Source organism: Pseudomonas oryzihabitans, assembly GCF_007665395.1.
GTDB lineage: Bacteria > Pseudomonadota > Gammaproteobacteria > Pseudomonadales > Pseudomonadaceae > Chryseomonas > Chryseomonas psychrotolerans_C.
Window position 1 is genome coordinate 83,920 of the sequence record NZ_VDND01000004.1, and the last position, 19,189, is coordinate 103,108.

Annotated in this window: 17 protein-coding genes and 1 riboswitch; of the genes, 6 read left to right on the forward strand and 11 right to left on the reverse strand. The window is 66.8% G+C overall.

The genetic code is table 11. The features are described from left to right. Positions 1–99: 99 nt before the first annotated feature. Entirely contained in the window at positions 100–1,110 is a 1,011-nt protein-coding gene (locus FSV73_RS10450) for an NAD(P)/FAD-dependent oxidoreductase (RefSeq protein WP_367575534.1), read from the reverse strand. Between the two features lie 152 nt (positions 1,111–1,262). Here FSV73_RS10450 and FSV73_RS10455 point away from each other — a divergent pair, with 152 nt between their 5' ends. Together FSV73_RS10455 and hemH are read left to right on the forward strand one after the other, a co-directional pair. Beyond that, positions 1,263–2,171, forward strand: coding sequence for a TIGR01777 family oxidoreductase (locus FSV73_RS10455; protein WP_145007463.1), 909 nt, complete (start codon positions 1,263–1,265; stop codon positions 2,169–2,171). Continuing rightward, positions 2,168–3,223: a ferrochelatase gene (gene hemH / locus FSV73_RS10460; RefSeq protein WP_145007465.1), complete on the forward strand. Its 1,056-nt coding sequence runs from the start codon at positions 2,168–2,170 to the stop codon at positions 3,221–3,223. Before FSV73_RS10455 ends, hemH begins: the two co-directional genes overlap by 4 nt. A gap of 25 nt (positions 3,224–3,248) precedes the next feature. Here the strand turns inward: hemH and FSV73_RS10465 are convergent, their stop codons facing one another. After that, entirely contained in the window at positions 3,249–4,514 is a 1,266-nt protein-coding gene (locus FSV73_RS10465) for a uracil-xanthine permease family protein (protein WP_145007467.1), read from the reverse strand. 2 nt (positions 4,515–4,516) lie between these two features. Then, positions 4,517–5,155, reverse strand: coding sequence for a uracil phosphoribosyltransferase (upp, locus tag FSV73_RS10470; protein ID WP_145007469.1), 639 nt, complete (start codon positions 5,153–5,155; stop codon positions 4,517–4,519). A 265-nt stretch (positions 5,156–5,420) separates the two neighbouring features. Between upp and FSV73_RS10475 the strand changes: the two genes are divergently transcribed. The 3 genes from FSV73_RS10475 to FSV73_RS10485 all read left to right on the forward strand — a co-directional run bounded on the left by FSV73_RS10475 (position 5,421) and on the right by FSV73_RS10485 (position 6,844). After that, positions 5,421–5,975, forward strand: coding sequence for a hypoxanthine-guanine phosphoribosyltransferase (locus FSV73_RS10475; protein ID WP_145007470.1), 555 nt, complete (start codon positions 5,421–5,423; stop codon positions 5,973–5,975). Beyond that, positions 5,972–6,442, forward strand: coding sequence for a WbuC family cupin fold metalloprotein (locus tag FSV73_RS10480; protein WP_145007473.1), 471 nt, complete (start codon positions 5,972–5,974; stop codon positions 6,440–6,442). Before FSV73_RS10475 ends, FSV73_RS10480 begins: the two co-directional genes overlap by 4 nt. A 114-nt stretch (positions 6,443–6,556) precedes the next feature. Then, positions 6,557–6,844, forward strand: coding sequence for a PA4642 family protein (locus FSV73_RS10485; RefSeq protein ID WP_145007475.1), 288 nt, complete (start codon positions 6,557–6,559; stop codon positions 6,842–6,844). 81 nt (positions 6,845–6,925) lie between these two features. On the opposite strand, the gene FSV73_RS10490 is transcribed toward FSV73_RS10485, so the two are convergent. From FSV73_RS10490 to ahcY, 3 genes are all read right to left on the reverse strand, one after another. Continuing rightward, positions 6,926–8,806, reverse strand: a complete 1,881-nt coding sequence (locus tag FSV73_RS10490; protein WP_145007477.1) for a DEAD/DEAH box helicase — start codon at positions 8,804–8,806, stop codon at positions 6,926–6,928. Positions 8,807–8,989: 183 nt separating this feature from the next. Continuing rightward, positions 8,990–9,826, reverse strand: coding sequence for a methylenetetrahydrofolate reductase [NAD(P)H] (metF, locus tag FSV73_RS10495; RefSeq protein WP_145007479.1), 837 nt, complete (start codon positions 9,824–9,826; stop codon positions 8,990–8,992). Between the two features lie 47 nt (positions 9,827–9,873). Beyond that, positions 9,874–11,280 (reverse strand): adenosylhomocysteinase, encoded by a 1,407-nt coding sequence (gene ahcY, locus FSV73_RS10500; protein ID WP_145007481.1) that lies wholly within the window; start codon positions 11,278–11,280, stop codon positions 9,874–9,876. Between the two features lie 22 nt (positions 11,281–11,302). Then, positions 11,303–11,445, reverse strand: a riboswitch (S-adenosyl-L-homocysteine riboswitch). A 151-nt stretch (positions 11,446–11,596) separates the two neighbouring features. On the opposite strand from ahcY, the gene FSV73_RS10505 reads away from it, so the two are divergent. After that, the gene (locus tag FSV73_RS10505) at positions 11,597–11,992 is read left to right on the forward strand and encodes an acyl-CoA thioesterase (protein ID WP_007161577.1); all 396 of its coding nucleotides are present in this window, start codon (positions 11,597–11,599) and stop codon (positions 11,990–11,992) included. Here the strand turns inward: FSV73_RS10505 and FSV73_RS10510 are convergent. The 5 genes from FSV73_RS10510 to dusB form a co-directional block, all read right to left on the reverse strand. Next, on the reverse strand, positions 11,976–14,750 hold the full coding sequence (locus tag FSV73_RS10510; protein WP_145007482.1) for a response regulator: 2,775 nt from the start codon (positions 14,748–14,750) through the stop codon (positions 11,976–11,978). The genes FSV73_RS10505 and FSV73_RS10510 overlap by 17 nt on opposite strands. Positions 14,751–14,842: 92 nt before the next feature. Next, positions 14,843–16,126: a phosphoribosylamine--glycine ligase gene (gene purD, locus FSV73_RS10515; RefSeq protein ID WP_145007484.1), complete on the reverse strand. Its 1,284-nt coding sequence runs from the start codon at positions 16,124–16,126 to the stop codon at positions 14,843–14,845. Positions 16,127–16,216: 90 nt separating this feature from the next. Further along, positions 16,217–17,809 carry a bifunctional phosphoribosylaminoimidazolecarboxamide formyltransferase/IMP cyclohydrolase gene (gene purH / locus FSV73_RS10520; RefSeq protein ID WP_145007486.1) on the reverse strand — a complete coding sequence of 531 codons (1,593 nt, stop codon included), beginning with the start codon at positions 17,807–17,809 and terminating at the stop codon, positions 16,217–16,219. Positions 17,810–17,874: 65 nt separating this feature from the next. Beyond that, positions 17,875–18,195 (reverse strand): DNA-binding transcriptional regulator Fis, encoded by a 321-nt coding sequence (gene fis / locus FSV73_RS10525; protein WP_145007488.1) that lies wholly within the window; start codon positions 18,193–18,195, stop codon positions 17,875–17,877. Then, positions 18,192–19,184, reverse strand: coding sequence for a tRNA dihydrouridine synthase DusB (dusB, locus tag FSV73_RS10530; protein WP_145007490.1), 993 nt, complete (start codon positions 19,182–19,184; stop codon positions 18,192–18,194). Before dusB ends, fis begins: the two co-directional genes overlap by 4 nt. Between the last annotated feature and the right edge of the window lie 5 nt (positions 19,185–19,189).

Below are 19,189 nucleotides of genomic sequence, written 5' to 3' on the forward strand. Positions count from 1 at the left end.
GTACAAGGTTTGCCTATTTGTACAAGTTTCGTGCAACTTTCGACAGGGGGTTGCCGTAAAAGATTCGCCGCAGGTTACGGACGGCGTGCGCTTCGTCGTTTATTCCAGACTGCCCAGGAGCTGTTGCGCCGCCTCATGACCACTCAACCACGCCCCCTCGACCCGGCCACTGGAACACCAGTCGCCACAGGCGAAGACGCCCATGTCGGGGTCGGCCAGGGCGCCCCACTGGTGTGGTTGTGCCGGTCGGGCATAGAGCCAACGATGGGCCAGGGTGAAGCTCGGCGCCGGCAGCGGGCAGCCGATCAGCTCGGCGAAGGCGCCGTGCAGACGTTCGATCACCTCGTCCTTGGAGGCGTCGATGTGCGCCTTGCTCCAGGCGCTGGTGGCATGCAGCACCCAGGTGTCCAGGGTGGCGTCGCGCTCGGGCTTGCAGCGATTGCGGGCCAGCCAGTCGAGCTCGCTGCCCTGCACGAAGCAGCCTTCCACCGGCGTCTGCAGGGGCGTGGCGAAGGCCAGGGCCACCGACCAGGTCGGCTCCATGCTGACACCGGCCACGGTGGCCGCCAGCTTGGGTACGCTGGACAGCAGGGCGGTGGCCTGGGGTGCCGGCATGGCGATGATGACCTGGGCGAAGGGCCCATGGGTCTCGCCGTTGGCGTCGAGCAGGTGCCAGTGCTGGGCGCCGCGGAAGACCTCGGTGATGCGGCAGTCGAAGGCGACCGGCAGGTCGGCCAGCAGGTGGCGGGTGATGGCGCTCATGCGCGGGACCCCGACCCAGCGTGGCTGTTCGTCCTGGGAGGGGCTCAGGCGGCCATCGCGATACTGGTAGAGCACCGGATTCCACTCGGCGGCGCAGCCGGCGCGGCGCCACTCGTTGAGGGCGTCGATGAAGCGCCGATCCCGCGCGGTGAAGTACTGGGCACCCAGGTCGAGGGCACCAGCCTCGCTTCTCTTGCTGGCCATGCGGCCGCCGCTGCCGCGGCTCTTGTCGAAGATCTGGACCTGCTGCCCGGCGCGAATCAGCGTCTGGGCAGCGGAAAGTCCGGCTATTCCTGCGCCAACGATGGCGATAGGGGCAGTCATGATGGACCTCGCTTGTCTGACGATTCGCCCTTGTCGAACGTTTGCGTGCGCAAGGGCTCTACGGCTACGACTGGCAACCGTTCTGGATCTTTCGACCCACGACCATACCAAACAATCCTCTTCCCTTCGTTCAGATGCATCCGGGCGACAGGGCAATACGAGAAGGAAGTGACGACATGCATATCCTGCTGACAGGTGGCACCGGACTCATCGGCCGTGCGCTGTGCCGCCACTGGGCGGCTGCCGGGCACCAACTCACCGTGCTCAGTCGCGATCCGACGCGGGTGGCCCGTGAATGCGGGCCCGGCGTGCGTGGCATCACCCAACTGGCGGCGCTGGACGGCGAGCACCTGGACGCCGTGGTCAACCTGGCCGGCGCGCCCATCGCCGACAAGCCCTGGACCCGCAGCCGCAAGGCCGAACTCTGGCAGAGCCGCATCGGCACCACCGAGCGCCTGATCGAATGGCTGCGTGGCCGTCCGCAGAAACCCGCGGTACTGCTGTCCGGCTCGGCCACCGGCTTCTATGGCGACAGCGGCGAGAAGCCGGTCAGCGAGACGGACAGCCTGGCCGGTCCCGACTTCGCCGGCGAGCTGTGCCTGGCCTGGGAGCAGGTGGCCAACGAGGCCGAGGCACTGGGGATCCGCGTGGTCAATCTGCGCACCGGCCTGGTGCTGGCCGCCGACGATGGCTTCCTGCTGCGCCTGCTCCCACCCTTCCGCTTCGGCCTGGGCGCGCGCCTGGGCAATGGACGCCAATGGATGCCGTGGATTCATTTACAGGATCAAATCGGGGCCATCGATTTTCTTCTCAACCGCAGCGACGCCCAGGGTCCCTATAATCTCTGTGCCCCCCAGCCGGTACGTAACCGCGACTTCACCGAGGTGCTGGGACGGGCCTTGCGGCGCCCGGCGCGATTGTTGATTCCCGCCTTCGCCCTGCGCCTGATGGGAGAGCTGTCCATCCTCCTGCTGGGTGGCCAGCGCGCCCGCCCCGAGCGCCTGCTCGCGGCCGGGTACGTCTTTCGCTATCCCGAGCTGGACGCGGCCCTTGCCGACCTGCTCGCTGCCAAGGATTCACGATGACTGCCAACGCTCTGCTGCTCGCCAACCTGGGTTCGCCCGATTCGCCCCACGTCCCCGACGTGAAGCGCTATCTCAACCAGTTCCTGATGGATCCCTACGTGGTCGATCTGCCCTGGCCGCTGCGCCGGCTGCTGGTGTCGCTGGTGCTGATCAAGCGACCCGCAGCCTCGGCCGAGGCCTATGAGTCGATCTGGTGGGACGACGGCTCGCCACTGATCGTGCTCAGCCGCCGGCTGCAGGAGGCGGTTCGCCCGCACTGGCCGCACGGGCCAGTCGAGCTGTGCATGAGATACGGCGAGCCCTCGGTGGAGTCGGTGCTCAAGCGCCTGGCCAGCCAGGGCATCCGCGAGGTGACCTATGCGCCGCTCTATCCGCAGTTCGCCGACAGCACCACCACCACCGCCATCGTCGAGGCGCGACGGGTGATCGAGGAGCACCAGCTACCGCTGACGCTGAAGATCCTGCCGCCCTTCTACGACCGCCCGGAATACCAGGCGGCGCTGGCAGCCAGTGTCGAGCCCTATCTCGAGCAGCCCTACGACCACCTGCTGCTGTCCTTCCACGGCCTGCCCGAGCGGCACATCCGCAAGCTGGTCAAGGATCGCAAGCACGACCTGCGCGCCCCCGACAGCAGCAAGGTCAGCGCCAAGGCCCTGGCTGTGTGCTACCGCAGCCAGTGCCAGCGCACCGCCGAGCTGGTGGCCAAGCGCCTGGGCATTCCGGCGGGCAAGTGGTCGGTGTCCTTCCAGTCGCGGCTGGGCAAGGACAAGTGGATCGAGCCCTACACCGAGGCGCGGCTGGACGAGCTGGCCAAGGCTGGCGTGAAGCGCCTGCTGGTGATGTGCCCGGCCTTCGTCGCCGACTGCATCGAGACCCTGGAAGAAATCGGCGATCGCGGTCGTGAGCAGTTCATCGAAGCCGGTGGCGAGGAGCTGGTCCTCATCCCCTGCGTCAACGACCACCCGGCCTGGGTGCAGGCCCTGGTCGAACTCTGCGAAGAGGTAGCGGAGCTGCCGCCGCAGCCCATCGAACAGCCCAGGATGCCGGCCTAGCGCGGCATCCTGGGCTTGCGAGCCGTCAGAGCAGCGGGCGCTCCGGCGGCTCGGCGTCCTTCTTCCAGGCGTTGTGCCCGGGCAGGACCAGGTTGAGGCCGATGGCGATCAGGCCGCAGAGGGAAATGCCCTTGAGGCCGATCTCGCCGTTGCCGAAGACGATGCCGCCGATGCCGAACACCAGGGTCACCGAGACGATCACCAGGTTGCGCGCCTCGGAGAGGTCCACCTGGTGGCGGATCAGGATGTTCAGGCCCACTACCGCGATGGAGCCGAACAGCAGGCAGAGGATGCCCCCCATCACCGGCACCGGGATGGTCTGCAGCGCCGCACCGAACTTGCCGACGAAGGCCAGCACCATGGCGAAGCCCGCCGCCCACAGCATGACCCGTGGATTGTGGTTCTTGGTCAGCATCACCGCGCCGGTCACCTCGGCGTAGGTGGTGTTCGGCGGCCCGCCGAACAAACCGGCGGACGAGGTCGCCAGACCGTCGCCGAGCAGGGTGCGGTGCAGGCCGGGTTGCTTCAGGTAGTTCTTGCCGGTCACCCCGCCCACCGCGATCACCCCGCCGACGTGCTCGATGGCGGGCGCCAGGGCCACCGGGACCATGAACAGGATGGCGCCCCAGTGAAATTCCGGCGCGACGAAGGCCGGGATCGCCAGCCAGGGCGCGGCGCCGATGCCCTCGGTGTGGACGATGCCGAAGACGAAGGCCAGCGCATAGCCGACGAACACTCCGGCGAGGATGGGCACCAGGCGGAACATGCCCTTGCCGTAGATGGCCACCAGCAGGGTGGTGACCAGCGCCGGCATGGAGATCAGCATCGCCGTGGCGTAGGGCACCAGCTGGGCACTGCCATCACCGGCCTTGCCCATGGCCATGTTGGCCGCCACCGGCGACAGGCCCAGGCCGATGGAGATGATCACCGGGGCGATCACCACTGGGGGTAGCAGCCGGTCGATGAAGCCCACGCCGCGCAGCTTCACCGCCAGGCCCAGGAAGGTGTAGACGAAGCCGGCCGCGACCACCCCCCCGAGCACCCCCTGCAGGCCGAATTCGGCCTTGGCGGCGATGATGGGGGCGATGAAGGCGAAGCTCGATGCGAGGAACACCGGCACCTGGCGGCCGGTGACCAGGTGGAACAGCAGGGTGCCGAAGCCGGCGGTGAACAGCGCGACGTTGGGGTCCATGCCGGTGATCAGCGGCATCAGCACCAGGGCGCCAAAGGCCACGAAGAGCATCTGGGCGCCGACGAGGATTTCCCGCCAGAGCGGTTCTTTGGCGACCACGCTCAGGCGTCCTTCTGCTTGGTGCCGAAGATCTTGTCGCCGGCATCGCCCAGGCCCGGCAGGATGTAGCCGTGCTCGTTGAGGCGCTCGTCGATGGAGGCGGTGTAGAGGCGCACGTCCGGATGGGCCTCGGTGACCGCGGCGATGCCCTCGGGCGCCGCGACCAGCACCAGGGCACGGATTTCCTTGGCGCCGGCCTTCTTCAGCAGGTCGATGGTGGCGATCATGGAACCGCCGGTCGCCAGCATGGGGTCGATGATCATCGCCAGCCGCTGGTCCAGTTCACCCACCAGCTTTTCCAGGTAGGTATGGGCCTGCAGGGTGGATTCGTTGCGGGCCAGGCCCACGACGCTGACCCGGGCGCTGGGGATCAGGCTGAGCACGCCATCGAGCATGCCGATGCCGGCGCGCAGGATGGGCACCACAGTGACCTTCTTGCCGGAGATCTTTTCCACCGGCACCGTGCCGCACCAGCCTTCGATGTCCACCGTTTCCACCGGCAGGTCCTGGGTCGCCTCGTAGGTGAGCAGGGCGCCCACTTCCTGGGCCAGCTCGCGGAAGTTCTTGGTGCTGATGTCGGCGCGCCGCATCAGGCCGAGCTTGTGGCGGATGAGCGGATGGCGGATTTCGTGGACGGACATGGGGTTCTCCAGAGACGGTAGGGCAGCGGATCGCCGCGAACGAGGGCGGTGTCGGTACGACCGGCGGCCCGAAGGCTTGCCGCAGGACAGGGCAGGCGAATAAAAAAACCGCGGTACATTAAAGCATCCGACTCGAGGTGGGCAGTACCCTGCGACAATACTAGCCGCCTGCCGGCGCTTGAGATCGGTCCGCGGTGTCTGTACCTTTGCCGCCTTTTATCCGCGCCGCCCGCGAGGCTGGCGCCCCGTCCCCCGGAGAAGCCCCATGTCCGCCGATCTCGCCCACATCCGCCAGGTGATGCAGGAGGCCGATTGCCTCTATGACGAAGCCCAGGTCGAAGCGGCCATCGACCAGCTCGCCGCCGCGATCACCGCCGATCTCGCCGAGCGCAACCCGGTGGTCTTCTGCGTCATGAACGGCGGCCTGATCCTGACCGGCAAGCTGGCCACCCGGCTGAATTTCCCCCTGGAAATGTCCTATCTGCACGCCACCCGCTATCGCAACGAGACCACCGGCGGCGAACTGTTCTGGAAGGCCAAACCCGAGGTGTCCTTCATCGACCGCGATGTGCTGATCGTCGACGACATCTTCGACGAGGGGCATACCCTCAAGGCCATCATCGACTTCTGCCGCCATGCCGGCGCGCGCCAGGTGCACACCGCGGTGTTGATCGACAAGACCCACGATCGCAAGGTCAAGGGTTTGGAAGCCACCTATGTCGGCCTGCCCTGCATCGATCGCTACATCTTCGGCTACGGCATGGACTACAAGGGCTATTGGCGCAACGCCCCCGGCATCTATGCCGTGAAGGGGCTGTGACCGCCCGGCTGTTCGACGGCCAGCTGTTCGCCGACCTGCTCGGGCAGGCGGCGACCAGCCCGCGGCGGCGTGCCCACCACAGCCTGCACACCCCGGACGAGCCCTGCCACCGGCTGGTGGTGGGCATGTGCGAAGACAGCTACATACCTCCCCATCGCCACCTGGATCCGCGCAAGGCCGAGAGCCTGCTGGTGCTGCAAGGTCGCCTCGGGCTGCTGACCTTCGACGAGGCGGGCCAGGTGCTGCTGCGCCGCGAGCTGTCCGTGGCGGCCGGTTGCCTGGGCGTCGATCTTGCACCGGGCCAGTACCATGCCCTGGTCGCCCTGGATGGCGACTGCCTGTTCTTCGAATGCAAGGCGGGCCCCTTCGTGCCCCTGGGCGAGGGCGAACGACCGGATTGGGCGCCCCGCGAGGAGGCCGCCGACGCCGCCGTCTATCGCCGCTGGATGCGTGCGCAATTCGACTGAACTTTTGCGCCGCGTCGCGGTATTGCCACGGCTTTGTCACTGGCGGGCCGGCGGAAGGCGGGGTTAGAATCGGGATCCCTTTTTCGACAATCCCCCAGCACAGGTAGCTAAAGGATGCGCAAGGATAAAAAGCAGGTCATCGGTGAAGAGATCAGTGACGAGCAGATCAAGCTGTTCCTCGACGTCGAGCCGGCGGACGATACCCCCGCGTCTCTGCACAAGCTGGTCAAGGCCTATCGCGGGCTGCGTCCGGACGATTTCGAGCGCTTCGTCGGCTTCTTCGTCGACGCGGGCTACGACTTGGATGCGCGCAATGCCCAGGGTGAGGACTTCATCGAGCTGATCCGCAGCCATCGCCAGGCCGAGCCCTATATCGACGCCCTGCGCGCTGCGCACGCCTGATTAGCCGCACCAAAAACGAACCCCGCCATGGCGGGGTTTATTTTTGCCTGGAAAGCGGGCCGCCGACGCGGCCCGTGCTCGTCAGGCCTCGCGGTTGCGCGTCAGCAGCGCAGGCTTCTCGCCACGCGGCCGGCTCGGCAGGTCTTCCAGCTGCTCCAGGGTCGGCAGGCGATCGGCCCGCGACGGCTTGTGCACGATCTTCGGCTGCGGCTTGTTCGACGCCCGCTCTTCCGCGGCGTAGGCGCGCGGCTCGCTGGGCGCGGACTCGTACGGCCGGGCAGCGCGGGGCTGACCGTTCTGGCCGCGACGCTTGCCAGGCTGCTGCTGTTGTTGGCCACGCTGGCCACGGGCGGCGCCCTGGCCCTGACCCTGGCGCGGTTGGCCAGTGCCGGTCGCGGCGGCCGGACGGGCACCGTTGCCGCCGTTGCCACTGCGCGGGCCCTTGCGACCCTTGCCCTGGTAGGGGCTCACGTAGTCGACGCTGTTACCGAAGTTATCGTAGGCGTCGTCCAGGAACTCTTCCGGGTCACGGTCGCGCGGCTGCTGAGCCACGGCCTGAGCGGGTTGCGCGTTGGCCTGACCGGCGTCATCGCGATCGCGGCGGTCACGACGATTGCGGGTACGGCCCTTGCGCTCGCCCTGGGGCTGCGCGGCGGACTGCTCGCCACTGGCGGCGCGGCCGGGATTCTGGCCCTGGCCCTGGCTCTTGCCTTCGCTGCGCGCCGGCTTGTCGGCCTTCTTCTGGCGATTCTGCTGCTGCGGCTTGCCACGCGGCTCGCGCGGCGCGCGCACCTCGGGCTGCTCCGGCGGCACGGATTGCGGGTCGAAGCCCTGCATGTCGCCATCCGGGATGCTCTGCTTGGTCAGGCGCTCGATGGCCTTGAGCAGCTTCTCTTCGTCCGGCGCGACCAGCGAGATGGCTTCGCCGCTGCGCCCGGCGCGGCCGGTACGGCCGATCCGGTGGACATAGTCTTCCTCGACGTTGGGCAGCTCGAAGTTGACCACGTGCGGCAACTGGTCGATGTCCAGGCCGCGGGCGGCGATATCGGTGGCGACCAGGACCCGGACTTCGTTGCTCTTGAAGTCGGCCAGGGCCTTGGTGCGAGCATTCTGGCTCTTGTTGCCATGGATCGGCGCGGCCGGCAGGCCGTGCTTGTTCAGGTACTCGGCCAGGCGATTGGCGCCGTGCTTGGTGCGGGTGAACACCAGCACCTGTTCCCAGGCACCCAGGGTGATCAGGTGGGCGAGCAGGGCGCGCTTCTGGTTGGCCGGGATGCGGAACAGCCGCTGCTCGATACGCTCGACGGTGGTGTTCGGCGGGGTGACCTCGATCCGCTCGGGATCCTGCAGCAACTTGCCGGCGAGGTCGGTGATGTCCTTGGAGAAGGTGGCCGAGAACAGCAGGTTCTGGCGCTGCGCGGGCAGGCGGGCCAGGACCTTCTTCACGTCATGGATGAAACCCATGTCGAGCATGCGGTCGGCTTCGTCCAGTACCAGGATCTCGACGGCGGACAGGTCGACGCTCTGCTGGCCGGCGAGGTCGAGCAGCCGGCCAGGGCAGGCGACGAGCACGTCGACGCCCTTGGCCAGGGCGGTGACCTGCGGCTTGAGGCCGACACCACCGAAGACGCAGGCACTGCGCATGGGCAGGTCGCGGGCGTAGACCTTGAAGCTGTCATGGACCTGGGCGGCCAGTTCGCGGGTCGGCGTCAGCACCAGTACGCGGGGCTGCTTGGCCACATAGTGGTGCCCATCGGGATGGCCATTGGGAAACAGGCGCTCGAGCACCGGCAGGGCGAAGCCGCCGGTCTTGCCGGTGCCGGTCTGGGCAGCCACCATCAGATCGCGACCCTGCAGGACGGCCGGAATGGCGCGTTGCTGAACAGGGGTGGGATTCGTGTAGCCAGCGTCTTCCACAGCGCGGGCAAGGGCCTCGGAGAGACCGAGGGAAATGAAGGACATGCGGGGTTCCTGTCTCTGTCGGCGTCCCGCCGACGTGGGGGCGCGGTTGCGCTCCCGGCTGACGTCCGAAGAGTTCGGATGTCTCGCCCACCCTCGTCATCCTGCGCTGGATGACGAGTCGGGCGATGACCGGTAGCGGTAGTCACGATTGGGTGAAGTCGCCGCCAATTCGCGTGGCCGACTTCAAAAACCGAGGTTTCGCCAGATGGCGATACACGGCTCCGCTTGGTTCAGGGTATAGAAGTGCACACCGGGTGCCCCGCCTTCGAGCAGACGCTCGCAGAGTGCGGTCATGACTTCTTCACCGAAGGCCTGGATGCTCTGGGTGTCGTCACCGTAGGCTTCCAGTTGCTTCCGCAGCCAGCGAGGCAATTCAGCGCCGCAGGCATCCGAGAAGCGCGCCAACTTGCTGTAGTTGGTGATCGGCATGATGCCAGGGATCACAGGAGCTTCGACTCCCAGTTTGCGGACACGTTCCACAAAATGGAAGTAGCAATCGGCGTTGAAGAAGTACTGGGTGACCGCGCGGTCAGCACCGGCCTCCATCTTGTACACGAAATTGCGCACGTCGTCCGTAAAGCTGCGCGCCTGCGGATGGGTTTCCGGATAGGCGGCGACCTCGATATGGAAGTGATCACCGGTCTCCTCGCGGATGAAGGCGACCAGGTCGCTGGCATGCCGCAACTCGCCACCGCCGGACAGGCCCATGCCGGAGGGCAGGTCGCCGCGCAGGGCGACGATACGGTTGATGCCCGCTTCGCGGTACTGCTGCAGCAACTCGCGCAGCTTGGCCTTGCTGTCACCGACGCACGACAGGTGCGGCGCGGTCGGCACGCCCACCTCGTCGTTGAGCTGGCGCACGGTGCGATAGGTACCGTCGCGGGTGGAGCCGCCGGCGCCGTAGGTGCAGGAGAAGAACTCCGGCCCGTGGCTCGCCAGCTGCTGCGCTGTGGCGATCAGCTTCTCGTGGCCCGCTTCGGTCTTGCAGGGAAAGAATTCGAAACTCAGACTGGGTTTCACGGCGTCTCTCTCGTCAGCAGCCCCGCCCTCGCGGGCGGGGCTGGCCATCAGTAGCGGTAGCTGTCGGGCTTGAAGGGGCCTTCCTGGGTCACGCCGATGTACTTGGCCTGGGCCTCGGTCAGGCGGGTCACCACGCCACCGAAGCCTTTCACCATTTCCAGCGCCACTTCTTCGTCGAGCTTCTTCGGCAGGACCATGACGGTGACGTTGGCGGTCTTCTCGGCGACCGGCAGATCGGCGAACTTCTCCTGGTACAGGTGGATCTGCGCCAGCACCTGGTTGGCGAAGGAGCCGTCCATGATGCGGCTGGGGTGGCCGGTGGCGTTGCCTAGGTTCACCAGGCGGCCTTCGGCCAGCAGGATCAGGTAGTCGTCGTTGGCCGGATCGACGGTCAGGCCGGTGCGGTGGATCTTGTGCACCTGCGGCTTCACCTCTTCCCAGCCCCAGTGCTTGCGCATGAAGGCGGTGTCGATCTCGTTGTCGAAGTGACCGATGTTGCACACCAGGGCGCGCTTCTTCAGCGCCTTGAGCATGTTGGCGTCGCAGACGTTGACGTTGCCGGTGGTGGTGACGATCAGGTCGATCTTGCCCAGCAGGGCGCGATCCACCGAGGCTTCGGTGCCGTCATTGAGGCCGTCGACATAGGGCGAGACCAGCTCGTAGCCGTCCATGCAGGCCTGCATGGCGCAGATCGGGTCGACTTCCGCGACCTTGACGATCATGCCTTCCTGGCGCAGCGAGGCGGCCGAGCCCTTGCCCACGTCGCCGTAGCCGATCACCAGCGCCTGCTTGCCGGAGAGCAGGTGGTCGGTGGCGCGCTTGATGGCGTCGTTGAGGCTGTGGCGGCAACCGTACTTGTTGTCGTTCTTGCTCTTGGTGACCGAGTCGTTGACGTTAATCGCCGGGACCTTGAGGGTGCCGTCCTTGAGCATGTCCAGCAGGCGGTGCACGCCGGTGGTGGTCTCCTCGGTGATGCCGTGCACGCGCTCCAGCACCTGGGGGTACTTGTCGTGCAGGATCTGGGTCAGGTCACCGCCGTCGTCCAGCACCATGTTGGCGTCCCAGGGCTGGCCGTCCTTGAGGATGGTCTGCTCGATGCACCACTCGTACTCGGCCTCGGTCTCGCCCTTCCAGGCGAACACCGGGATGCCGGCGGCGGCGATGGCGGCAGCGGCCTGGTCCTGGGTGGAGAAGATGTTGCAGCTGGACCAGCGCACTTCGGCGCCCAGGGCGACCAGGGTCTCGATGAGCACGGCGGTCTGGATGGTCATGTGGATGCAGCCGAGGATCTTGGCGCCAGCCAGGGGTTGCTCGCCGGCATACTTGCGCCGCAGGCCCATCAGGGCGGGCATTTCCGATTCGGCGATGATGACTTCGCGACGACCCCAGTCGGCCAGGGAGATGTCGGCGACCTTGAAATCGTTGAAAGCGGAAGGCGTGAGGACAGCGCTCATTGAAGAGTCTCCATTCGTTAGGTGCGAATGGGCGCCGTTGATGCGTTCTGATAACGCTCCGTTCGAGCCTGACAACGTCTGGCGTCATGCCCGCCGAGATTCCCGCGCCAGCGGCGGGTCGGCTAGGATGGGATGACCCAGCGTGCTGCAGCGCCCCTCGAACGGAAGGCGGGGCGGCCTGGTGGCCGCGATGCGCGGGCAGTATAACGAGGATCGCGATAAACCCAAAGGGTGGCGCTCTGCCTCATGTCCACCGGAATCTCCCGCGCGCACCCTGATCTGATGTCGCAACCCCCGAGAAATTCAAGGAGCCTTGATGAACTTCCATACCCGCAAGTGGGTGAAACCCGAGGACCTCAATGCCAACGGCACCCTGTTCGGTGGCAGCCTGCTGAAGTGGATCGACGAGGAGGCGGCGATCTACGCCATCGTCCAGCTGGAAAATCCCAAGGTGGTGACCAAGTACATCTCGGAGATCAACTTCATCAGCGCCTCGCGCCAGGGCGACATCATCGAACTGGGCATCACCGCCACCGAATTCGGCCGCACTTCCATCACCCTCAGATGCGAGGTGCGCAACAAGATCACCCGCAAGAGCATCCTCACCATCGACAAGATCGTCTTCGTCAACCTGGACGAGGAAGGCAATCCGGTGCCGCACGGCAAGACCGAGATCACCTACGTCAAGGACAGGTTCAAGGAGTCGCCTTGAGGCCCGCGCCGCTCACGTCCAGCCGGCGCCGCTCGGCCCAGTAGAGCAGCAGCTCGCGCAATTGGGAGAGTTCGATGGGCTTGCCCATGTGGCCGTCCATGCCGGCCTCTTGGGCGCGGTCCTTGTGCTCGGCGAGGATATGGGCGGTAAGGGCCACCACCGGGGTGCGCGACCTGTGGTTCTGCTGCTCCCAGGCACGTAGCCGACGAGTCGCGCCGAAGCCGTCCAGCAGTGGCATCTCGCAGTCCATCAGGATGAGGTCGTAGGTGTTCTGCTGGAGTTTCTCGAAGGCCTCCAGGCCGTTGCTCACGGTGTCGGGTTCGACGCCGAGTTTCTTCAGCATGCCGCGGATCACCTTGACCGAGATGCTGTTGTCCTCGGCCACCAGGACGCGGAAGTCACCGGGAATGCCGCTCGGCTGCTCCTGGGGCTCGGGCTCGCTCAGCCGCTGGCCACGGCGGGACAGCTCGTCGGCCAGGGTGGCTCTCAGGGTATAGCCGGCCACCGGCTTGGCCAGTACCCTCTTGATGCCGGCGTTGCGGGCAATGACCTTGCTCGGCGCGTTGCTCAGCCCGGTGAGCATGATCAGCAGCAGATCGTGGTTGAGATTCTCGTCCTCGTTGATGCGCGCGGCCAGCTGCATGCCGGTCATGCCCGGCATCTGCTGGTCGAGCAGCACCACGTCGAAGTATTCCCGCAGGTGCGACTGGGTGCGCAGCAGCGCCAGGGCCTCGCGCCCGGAGGCGGCGGTGACCGCCTGCATGCCCCAGGCGCTGCATTGCTGCTGCAGCACCTTGCGGCAGAGTTCGTTGTCATCGACCACCAGCACCCGCACGTCCTGCAGCGGATAGTCGCTGTCGCCGCGGGAGAGCACCAGCGCCTGGGCCGGGATCGGCAGACTGATCCAGAAGCTGGAGCCGCCCTCGGCATTGTTCTGGATGCCGAACTCGCCCTGCATCAGCAACACCAGCTGACGCGCGATGACCAGGCCGAAATCCAGGCTGGCGGTATCGCCGGTGAGGAAGTCGCGGCTGTCGAGATGGGCGGACAGCAGCTGGCGACTCAGGGTCGCGTCCAGCGGAATGCCGCTGTCCTGCACCGAGATGCGCAGCCGGGGCGCCTGGCCGACGGCCTCCTCCAGGGAGATCACCAACAGGATCTCGCCCTCTTCGGTGCGCTGGAAGGCATTTTCCAGCAGGTTCAGCAGGATCTGGCGCAGGCGCGTGGGATCGCCGATGAACCGGCGGGGAACCTGAGGCTGGATGAAGCTGAGCAACTCGACCCGGTGTTCTTCGGCACGGGGACGGAAGATGTCCAGGCAGTCGTCGAGCAGCGCATTGAGATCGAAGGTGACCTCTTCCAATTCGATCTGGCCGCTTTCCAGGCGGGTGATATCGATGATCTCGTTGATCAGATTGAGCAGTTCGGCACCGGCGCTGTGGATGGTCTGCACGTAGTCGCGCTGCTTGGCCGATAGCGCCGTGCCCTGCAGCAGCTCGGTCATCCCCAGCACGCCGTTCATGGGCGTGCGGATCTCGTGGCTGATGCGCGAGAGGAATTCGGCCTTGCCCTTGAGCTCGGCGTGGTTGGCGGCGCGATCCCGGGTGCGGGTGAAATGCTCTTCGCGCAGGTAGCGACGGCGTTCTTCCAGCGCCAGGGTGAGCAGGATGCCGCTGAACATGCAGCTGGCGATCAGGGCACGGCCCAGCCAGATGGGGGCGTTGGCGTAGCCGGCCAGGATCGGCAGCGCGAGCAGTCCGGCCAGCGCCAGCAGGACGCAGCTCACCACCAGCAGGCGCGCATAGCGGGCGCCCTGGTGCCAGCGTTCGAGGCTGATGCCCAGGCAGCCGAGCAGGACCAGGCCGTTGGTCGCCATCAGCCAGTCGCCGACATAGACCTCGCCGGCGGCGATGCGGCCCACGGCGGCCGCGCCCGCCAGGATCAGCAAAGCCCTGATCAGCCGCCGACTCCAGAACGGCAGGCGGCGCCAGCCGAAGAAGGCGCCGATCAGGTTCAGGCCGGCCGCGCCGCAGGCCAGCACGGACAGGTCGGTCAGCAACGGCGCCTGGCCCTTGTAGGCGCCGAGCAGGAACTTGCTCAGGCCGAACAGATTCAGGGCCACGCAGACCAGCATCACCAGCAGCAGGGTGAGGGCGCTGGTGGCGCGGCTGCGGTGGTAAAGCAGCTGGACGCCGTTGTACAGCGCCAGCATGGCCAGGCAGCCGAGCAGTACGCCGAACAGCACCAGGCGGTGGGTGACCTCGGCTTCGGCGCTGCTGCTGAGGGTCAGGGAGATCCGCATCGGCTGCGTCGATTCGAACCTCAGGAACACGTCTAGGGGTTGGTCGCTGGCCGGGATGGGAAAGACGAAGTCGCGGCTGATCTGTTGCGGATTGAGCAGCGGCCGGGACAGGCCGTCGCGGATCTCGCTGAGCAACTGGTCATCACGGTAGGCGAAGAAGTCCAGATAGCCCACGTTGGGCGAGACGATGCGCAGCAGGCGTTGCTGGGTATCGGGCTGGATGCGGGTATGTAACCAGAGCGCCCCGGGACCGGCGGGGCGATGGGTCTTGGCGACGGTCAGCGGCTTGAAGGCGGACAGGCGGTCGCGCACGTCGTCGAGGCGAAAGTCTCCCGAGGCATCCTCGTATTGCGCCCAGCCGGCTTCCGACGAACTCTCGGCCTGCACGGAATTGGCCGCTAGCAGCAACAGTAGCCAGCTGACCACAAAGCCTATGGCGATCCAGAGCCGGTGCACGAGAGTTCCCTTCGCGGTTACGGATGTCGAGTATAGATCAGCTCGTCACGTCTGTTGACGTAACAGTGTGGCGAGCCGATCTCTGGTGAGCGTCACTGTCGCTCGCGGGCGATGGCACGGTAGCCGATATCACTGCGGTAGAAACAGCCATCCCAGGAAATCGCCTGAGCCAGGGCGTAGGCGTTCTGCTGAGCAGCGGATACCGTATCGCCCAGTGCCGTGGCGCACAGAACCCGACCACCGGCGGTAACCACCTGACCGTCGCGCAGCGTGGTACCGGCGTGGAATACCTTGCCCGGCAGCGTCGCCGCGGCGTCGAGGCCGGCGATGGCGTCCCCCTTGGCGTAGTCGCCCGGGTAGCCACCGGCCGCCAGGACGATGCCCAGGCTAGGGCGTGGATCCCAGCAGGCTTCGATCTTGTCGAGGGCCTCGGCCAGGGCGGCTTCCACCAGCAATACCAGGCTGGACTGCAGGCGCAGCATCACCGGCTGGGTCTCGGGATCGCCGAAGCGGCAGTTGAATTCGATGACCTTGGGCGCGCCGCTCTGGTCGATCATCAGGCCGGCATAGAGGAAGCCGGTGTAGACGTTGCCTTCGCTGGCCATGCCGGCCACGGTGGGCTCGATGATCTCGCGCATGACCCGCTCGTGGACTGCGGCGGTCACCACCGGGGCGGGGGAGTAGGCACCCATGCCGCCGGTGTTGGGGCCGCTGTCGCCGTCGCCGACGCGCTTGTGGTCCTGGCTGGTGGCCATCGGCAGCACATTCTTGCCATCGACCATGACGATGAAGCTGGCTTCCTCGCCGTCGAGGAATTCCTCGATCACCACCCGCGCACCGGCATCGCCGAAGGCATTGCCGGAGAGCATGTCACGCACCGCGTCCTCGGCTTCGGCCAGGGTCATGGCGACGATCACGCCCTTGCCGGCGGCCAGGCCGTCGGCCTTGATGACGATGGGGGCACCCTGCTCGCGCAGGTAGGCCAGGGCCGGTTCCACCTCGGTGAAGTTGGCGTAGGCGGCGGTGGGGATCTGGTGGCGCGCCAGGAAATCCTTGGTGAAGGCCTTGGAGCCTTCCAGCTGCGCCGCGCCGGCGGTGGGGCCGAAGCAGGGCAGGCCACGGCTACGGAACAGGTCGACCACCCCGGCCACCAGCGGCGCCTCGGGGCCGACGATGGTCAGCTCGACATTGGCGGCGGCGAAATCGGCCAGTTGCTCCAGGGCCAGGACGTCGAGGGCGACGTTCTCGCACTTGGCCTCGGTGGCGGTGCCGGCGTTGCCGGGGGCGACATAGACCTTGGTGACGCGGGTGTCCTGGGCGACCTTCCAGGCCAGGGCGTGTTCGCGACCGCCGCTACCAATGATGAGTACGTTCATGAAGCTTTCCTCTGGGCGGACCGCGGGTGGCCATCCGCCCTTGACTGTGGAATCGACGACGAGGGCGAAGGGCCCCCGTCGTGGCGGGCCTTAGTGGCGGAAGTGGCGCATGCCGGTGAAGACCATGGCGATGCCCGCTTCGTCGGCGGCGGCGATGACCTCGGCGTCGCGCATGGAGCCGCCCGGCTGGATCACCGCGGTGATGCCGCTGGTCGCGGCGTTGTCGATGCCGTCGCGGAAGGGGAAGAAGGCGTCCGAGGCCATGACCGCGCCGGCCACGGCGAGGCCGGCGTGCTCGGCCTTGATGGCGGCGATGCGCGCCGAGTTGACGCGGCTCATCTGGCCGGCGCCGATGCCCACGGTCTGCTGGCCCTTGGCGTAGACGATGGCGTTGGACTTGACAAACTTGGCCACCTTCCAGGCGAAGATCAGGTCCTGCAGCTCCTGCTCGCTGGGCGCGCGTTGGGTCACCACCTTGAGGTCGGCGGCGGTGATCATGGCGATGTCGCGGCTCTGCACCAGCAGGCCGCCGTTGACGCGCTTGAGGTCCAGGCCGGGCTTGCGCTCGGCGGGCCACTCGCCGCACTCCAGCAGGCGGACGTTGGCCTTGGCCGCGACCACCTCGCGGGCCTCGGCGCTGACGCGCGGGGCGATGATCACCTCGACGAACTGGCGCTCGACGATGGCGCGGGCGGTCTCGGCGTCCAGTTCGCGGTTGAAGGCGATGATGCCGCCGAAGGCCGACTCGCTGTCGGTGGCATAGGCCAGCTCGTAGGCCTGGCGGATGTCCTGGGCGACGGCGACGCCACAGGGGTTGGCGTGCTTGACGATGACGCAGGCCGGCTCTTCGTAGCCCTTCACGGTTTCCAGGGCGGCATCGGTGTCGGCGACGTTGTTGAAGGACAGTTCCTTGCCCTGCAGCTGGGTGGCGGTGGCCACGCAGGCTTCGCTGGCGTGCTCGACGTAGAAGGCCGCCTGCTGGTGCGGGTTCTCGCCGTATCTCATGTCCTGCGCCTTGATGAACTGGGCGCTGAAGGTGCGCGGGAAGGCGGCGCGGCCTTCGGTGGACAGGGTCTCGGCCTGCTGGTCGATGCTGCCCAGGTAGTTGGCGATCATGCCGTCGTAGGCGGCGGTGTGCTCGAAGGCCTTGAGCGCCAGGTCGAAACGCTGGGCGTAGGTCAGGCCGCCGGCCTTGAGGTCGTCGATGATGGACGCGTAGTCGCTGGCGTTGACCACGATGGCGACGTCCTTGTGGTTCTTGGCGGCGCTGCGGACCATGGTCGGGCCGCCGATGTCGATGTTCTCGATGGCGTCGGCCAAGCTGCAACCGGGCTTGGCCACGGTGGCGGCGAAGGGGTAGAGGTTGACCGCGACCAGGTCGATGGGACGAATGCCGTGCTCGCTCATCACCTCGTGGTCGACGCCGCGACGGCCGAGGATGCCACCGTGGATCTTGGGATGCAGGGTCTTGACGCGGCCGTCCATCATTTCCGGGAAGCCGGTGTAGTCGGCGACCTCGACCGCCGGGATGCCTTCGTCGCGCAGCAGCTTGTAGGTGCCGCCGGTGGACAGGATTTCCACGCCGATGGCCGCGAGTTCACGGGCGAAGTCGACGACGCCCGTCTTGTCGGACACGCTGATCAGCGCACGGCGGACGGGGAGGCGAGAGGTCTGGTCGGTCATGGTCATGTCCATCAGGAGAAGAGAGGTCGCCGGTCGAGCCCCTGGCCCACCGATGCGGAGGCGGATCAGAGCAGGTCGTATTGCTTGAGCTTCTTGCGCAGGGTGCCGCGGTTGAGCCCGAGCATCTCCGACGCCTTGGTCTGGTTGCCCTTGACGTAATTCATCACGCTTTCGAGCAGCGGTGCTTCCACTTCGCAGAGCACCATGTTGTAGACGTCGGTCACCGGCTGCCCATCGAGATGGGCGAAGTAGTTGCGCAGCGCCTTTTCCACGCTGTCGCGCAGCGTCTGGCCCTCCTGCAGGGGGGCGGTCAGGTGCTGCTTGAGGTCGCCGTTGTCGCTCACGGGCGCTGTTCCAGTCAAAGAGGTCTCGGTCATCGAATTCATGCCACCTGCTTCCCGGTCGGGGGCTGTGCGAAGAAGGCACGGATGCTGGCGTGCTGGGCTTGAGGGTCTTGCAGCCGATTGAACTGGGCGCGGGATTCCGTCGCCCCCGGGCGATCGGCGAGGTACCAGCCGACGTGCTTGCGGGCGATCCGCACGCCCATCTCCACGCCGTAGAAGGCATGCAGGGCGTCCAGGTGCGCCAGCAGGATGGCCTCCACCTCGGCGTCGCTGGGGGGCGGCAGGTGTTCGCCGGTCGCCAGGTAGTGGCCGATCTCGCGGAAGATCCAGGGCCGCCCCTGGGCGGCACGGCCGATCAGCAGGCCATCGCAGCCGGTGTGCTCGAGCACCGCGCGGGCCTTTTCCGGGCTGTCGATGTCGCCATTGGCGAACACCGGGATGCCGACCGCCTGCTTGATGGCGGCGATGGTGTCGTATTCGGCGGCTCCCAGGAAACGGTCGTCGCGGGTGCGGCCATGCACGGCCAGCGCCTGGATGCCGGCGGCTTCGGCCAGTTGCGCGATGCGCAGGCCGTTGCGGTTGGCGGTATCCCAGCCGGTGCGGATCTTCAGGGTCACGGGCACGTCCACCGCGGCCACCACGGCGGCGAGGATCTCGGCCACCAGGGCCTCGTCCTTCATCAGCGCCGAGCCGGCGGCCTTGTTGCAGACCTTCTTCGCCGGGCAGCCCATGTTGATGTCGATGATCTGGGCACCCAGTTCGACGTTGCGCCGGGCGGCTTCGGCCAGCATCACCGGGTCGCCGCCAGCGATCTGCACCGAGCGCGGTTCCTGCTCGCTGGCGTGGATCAGGCGCAGCCGCGACTTGCGGCTGTCGTAGAGACGCACGTCGCTGGTCACCATTTCCGACACGGCCATGCCCGCGCCGAGTGCGAGGCACAGGCGGCGGAAGGGCAGGTCGGTGACCCCGGCCATGGGCGCGAGAATCAGCGGGTTGGGCAAGGTATAAGGGCCGATGCGTACCATCGACATATCTT

Bases quoted from the DNA above. Each gene is read 5' to 3' on its own strand.
- purD (WP_145007484.1), bottom strand. From the start codon at position 16,126: ATGAACGTACTCATCATTGGTAGCGGCGGTCGCGAACACGCCCTGGCC.
- FSV73_RS10485 (WP_145007475.1), top strand. From the start codon at position 6,557: ATGCGCAAGGATAAAAAGCAGGTCATCGGTGAAGAGATCAGTGACGAG.
- purH (WP_145007486.1), bottom strand. From the start codon at position 17,809: ATGACCGACCAGACCTCTCGCCTCCCCGTCCGCCGTGCGCTGATCAGC.
- hemH (WP_145007465.1), top strand. From the start codon at position 2,168: ATGACTGCCAACGCTCTGCTGCTCGCCAACCTGGGTTCGCCCGATTCG.
- FSV73_RS10455 (WP_145007463.1), top strand. From the start codon at position 1,263: ATGCATATCCTGCTGACAGGTGGCACCGGACTCATCGGCCGTGCGCTG.
- FSV73_RS10475 (WP_145007470.1), top strand. From the start codon at position 5,421: ATGTCCGCCGATCTCGCCCACATCCGCCAGGTGATGCAGGAGGCCGAT.
- fis (WP_145007488.1), bottom strand. From the start codon at position 18,195: ATGAATTCGATGACCGAGACCTCTTTGACTGGAACAGCGCCCGTGAGC.
- FSV73_RS10505 (WP_007161577.1), top strand. From the start codon at position 11,597: ATGAACTTCCATACCCGCAAGTGGGTGAAACCCGAGGACCTCAATGCC.
- FSV73_RS10490 (WP_145007477.1), bottom strand. From the start codon at position 8,806: ATGTCCTTCATTTCCCTCGGTCTCTCCGAGGCCCTTGCCCGCGCTGTG.
- upp (WP_145007469.1), bottom strand. From the start codon at position 5,155: ATGTCCGTCCACGAAATCCGCCATCCGCTCATCCGCCACAAGCTCGGC.
- dusB (WP_145007490.1), bottom strand. From the start codon at position 19,184: ATGTCGATGGTACGCATCGGCCCTTATACCTTGCCCAACCCGCTGATT.
- ahcY (WP_145007481.1), bottom strand. From the start codon at position 11,280: ATGAGCGCTGTCCTCACGCCTTCCGCTTTCAACGATTTCAAGGTCGCC.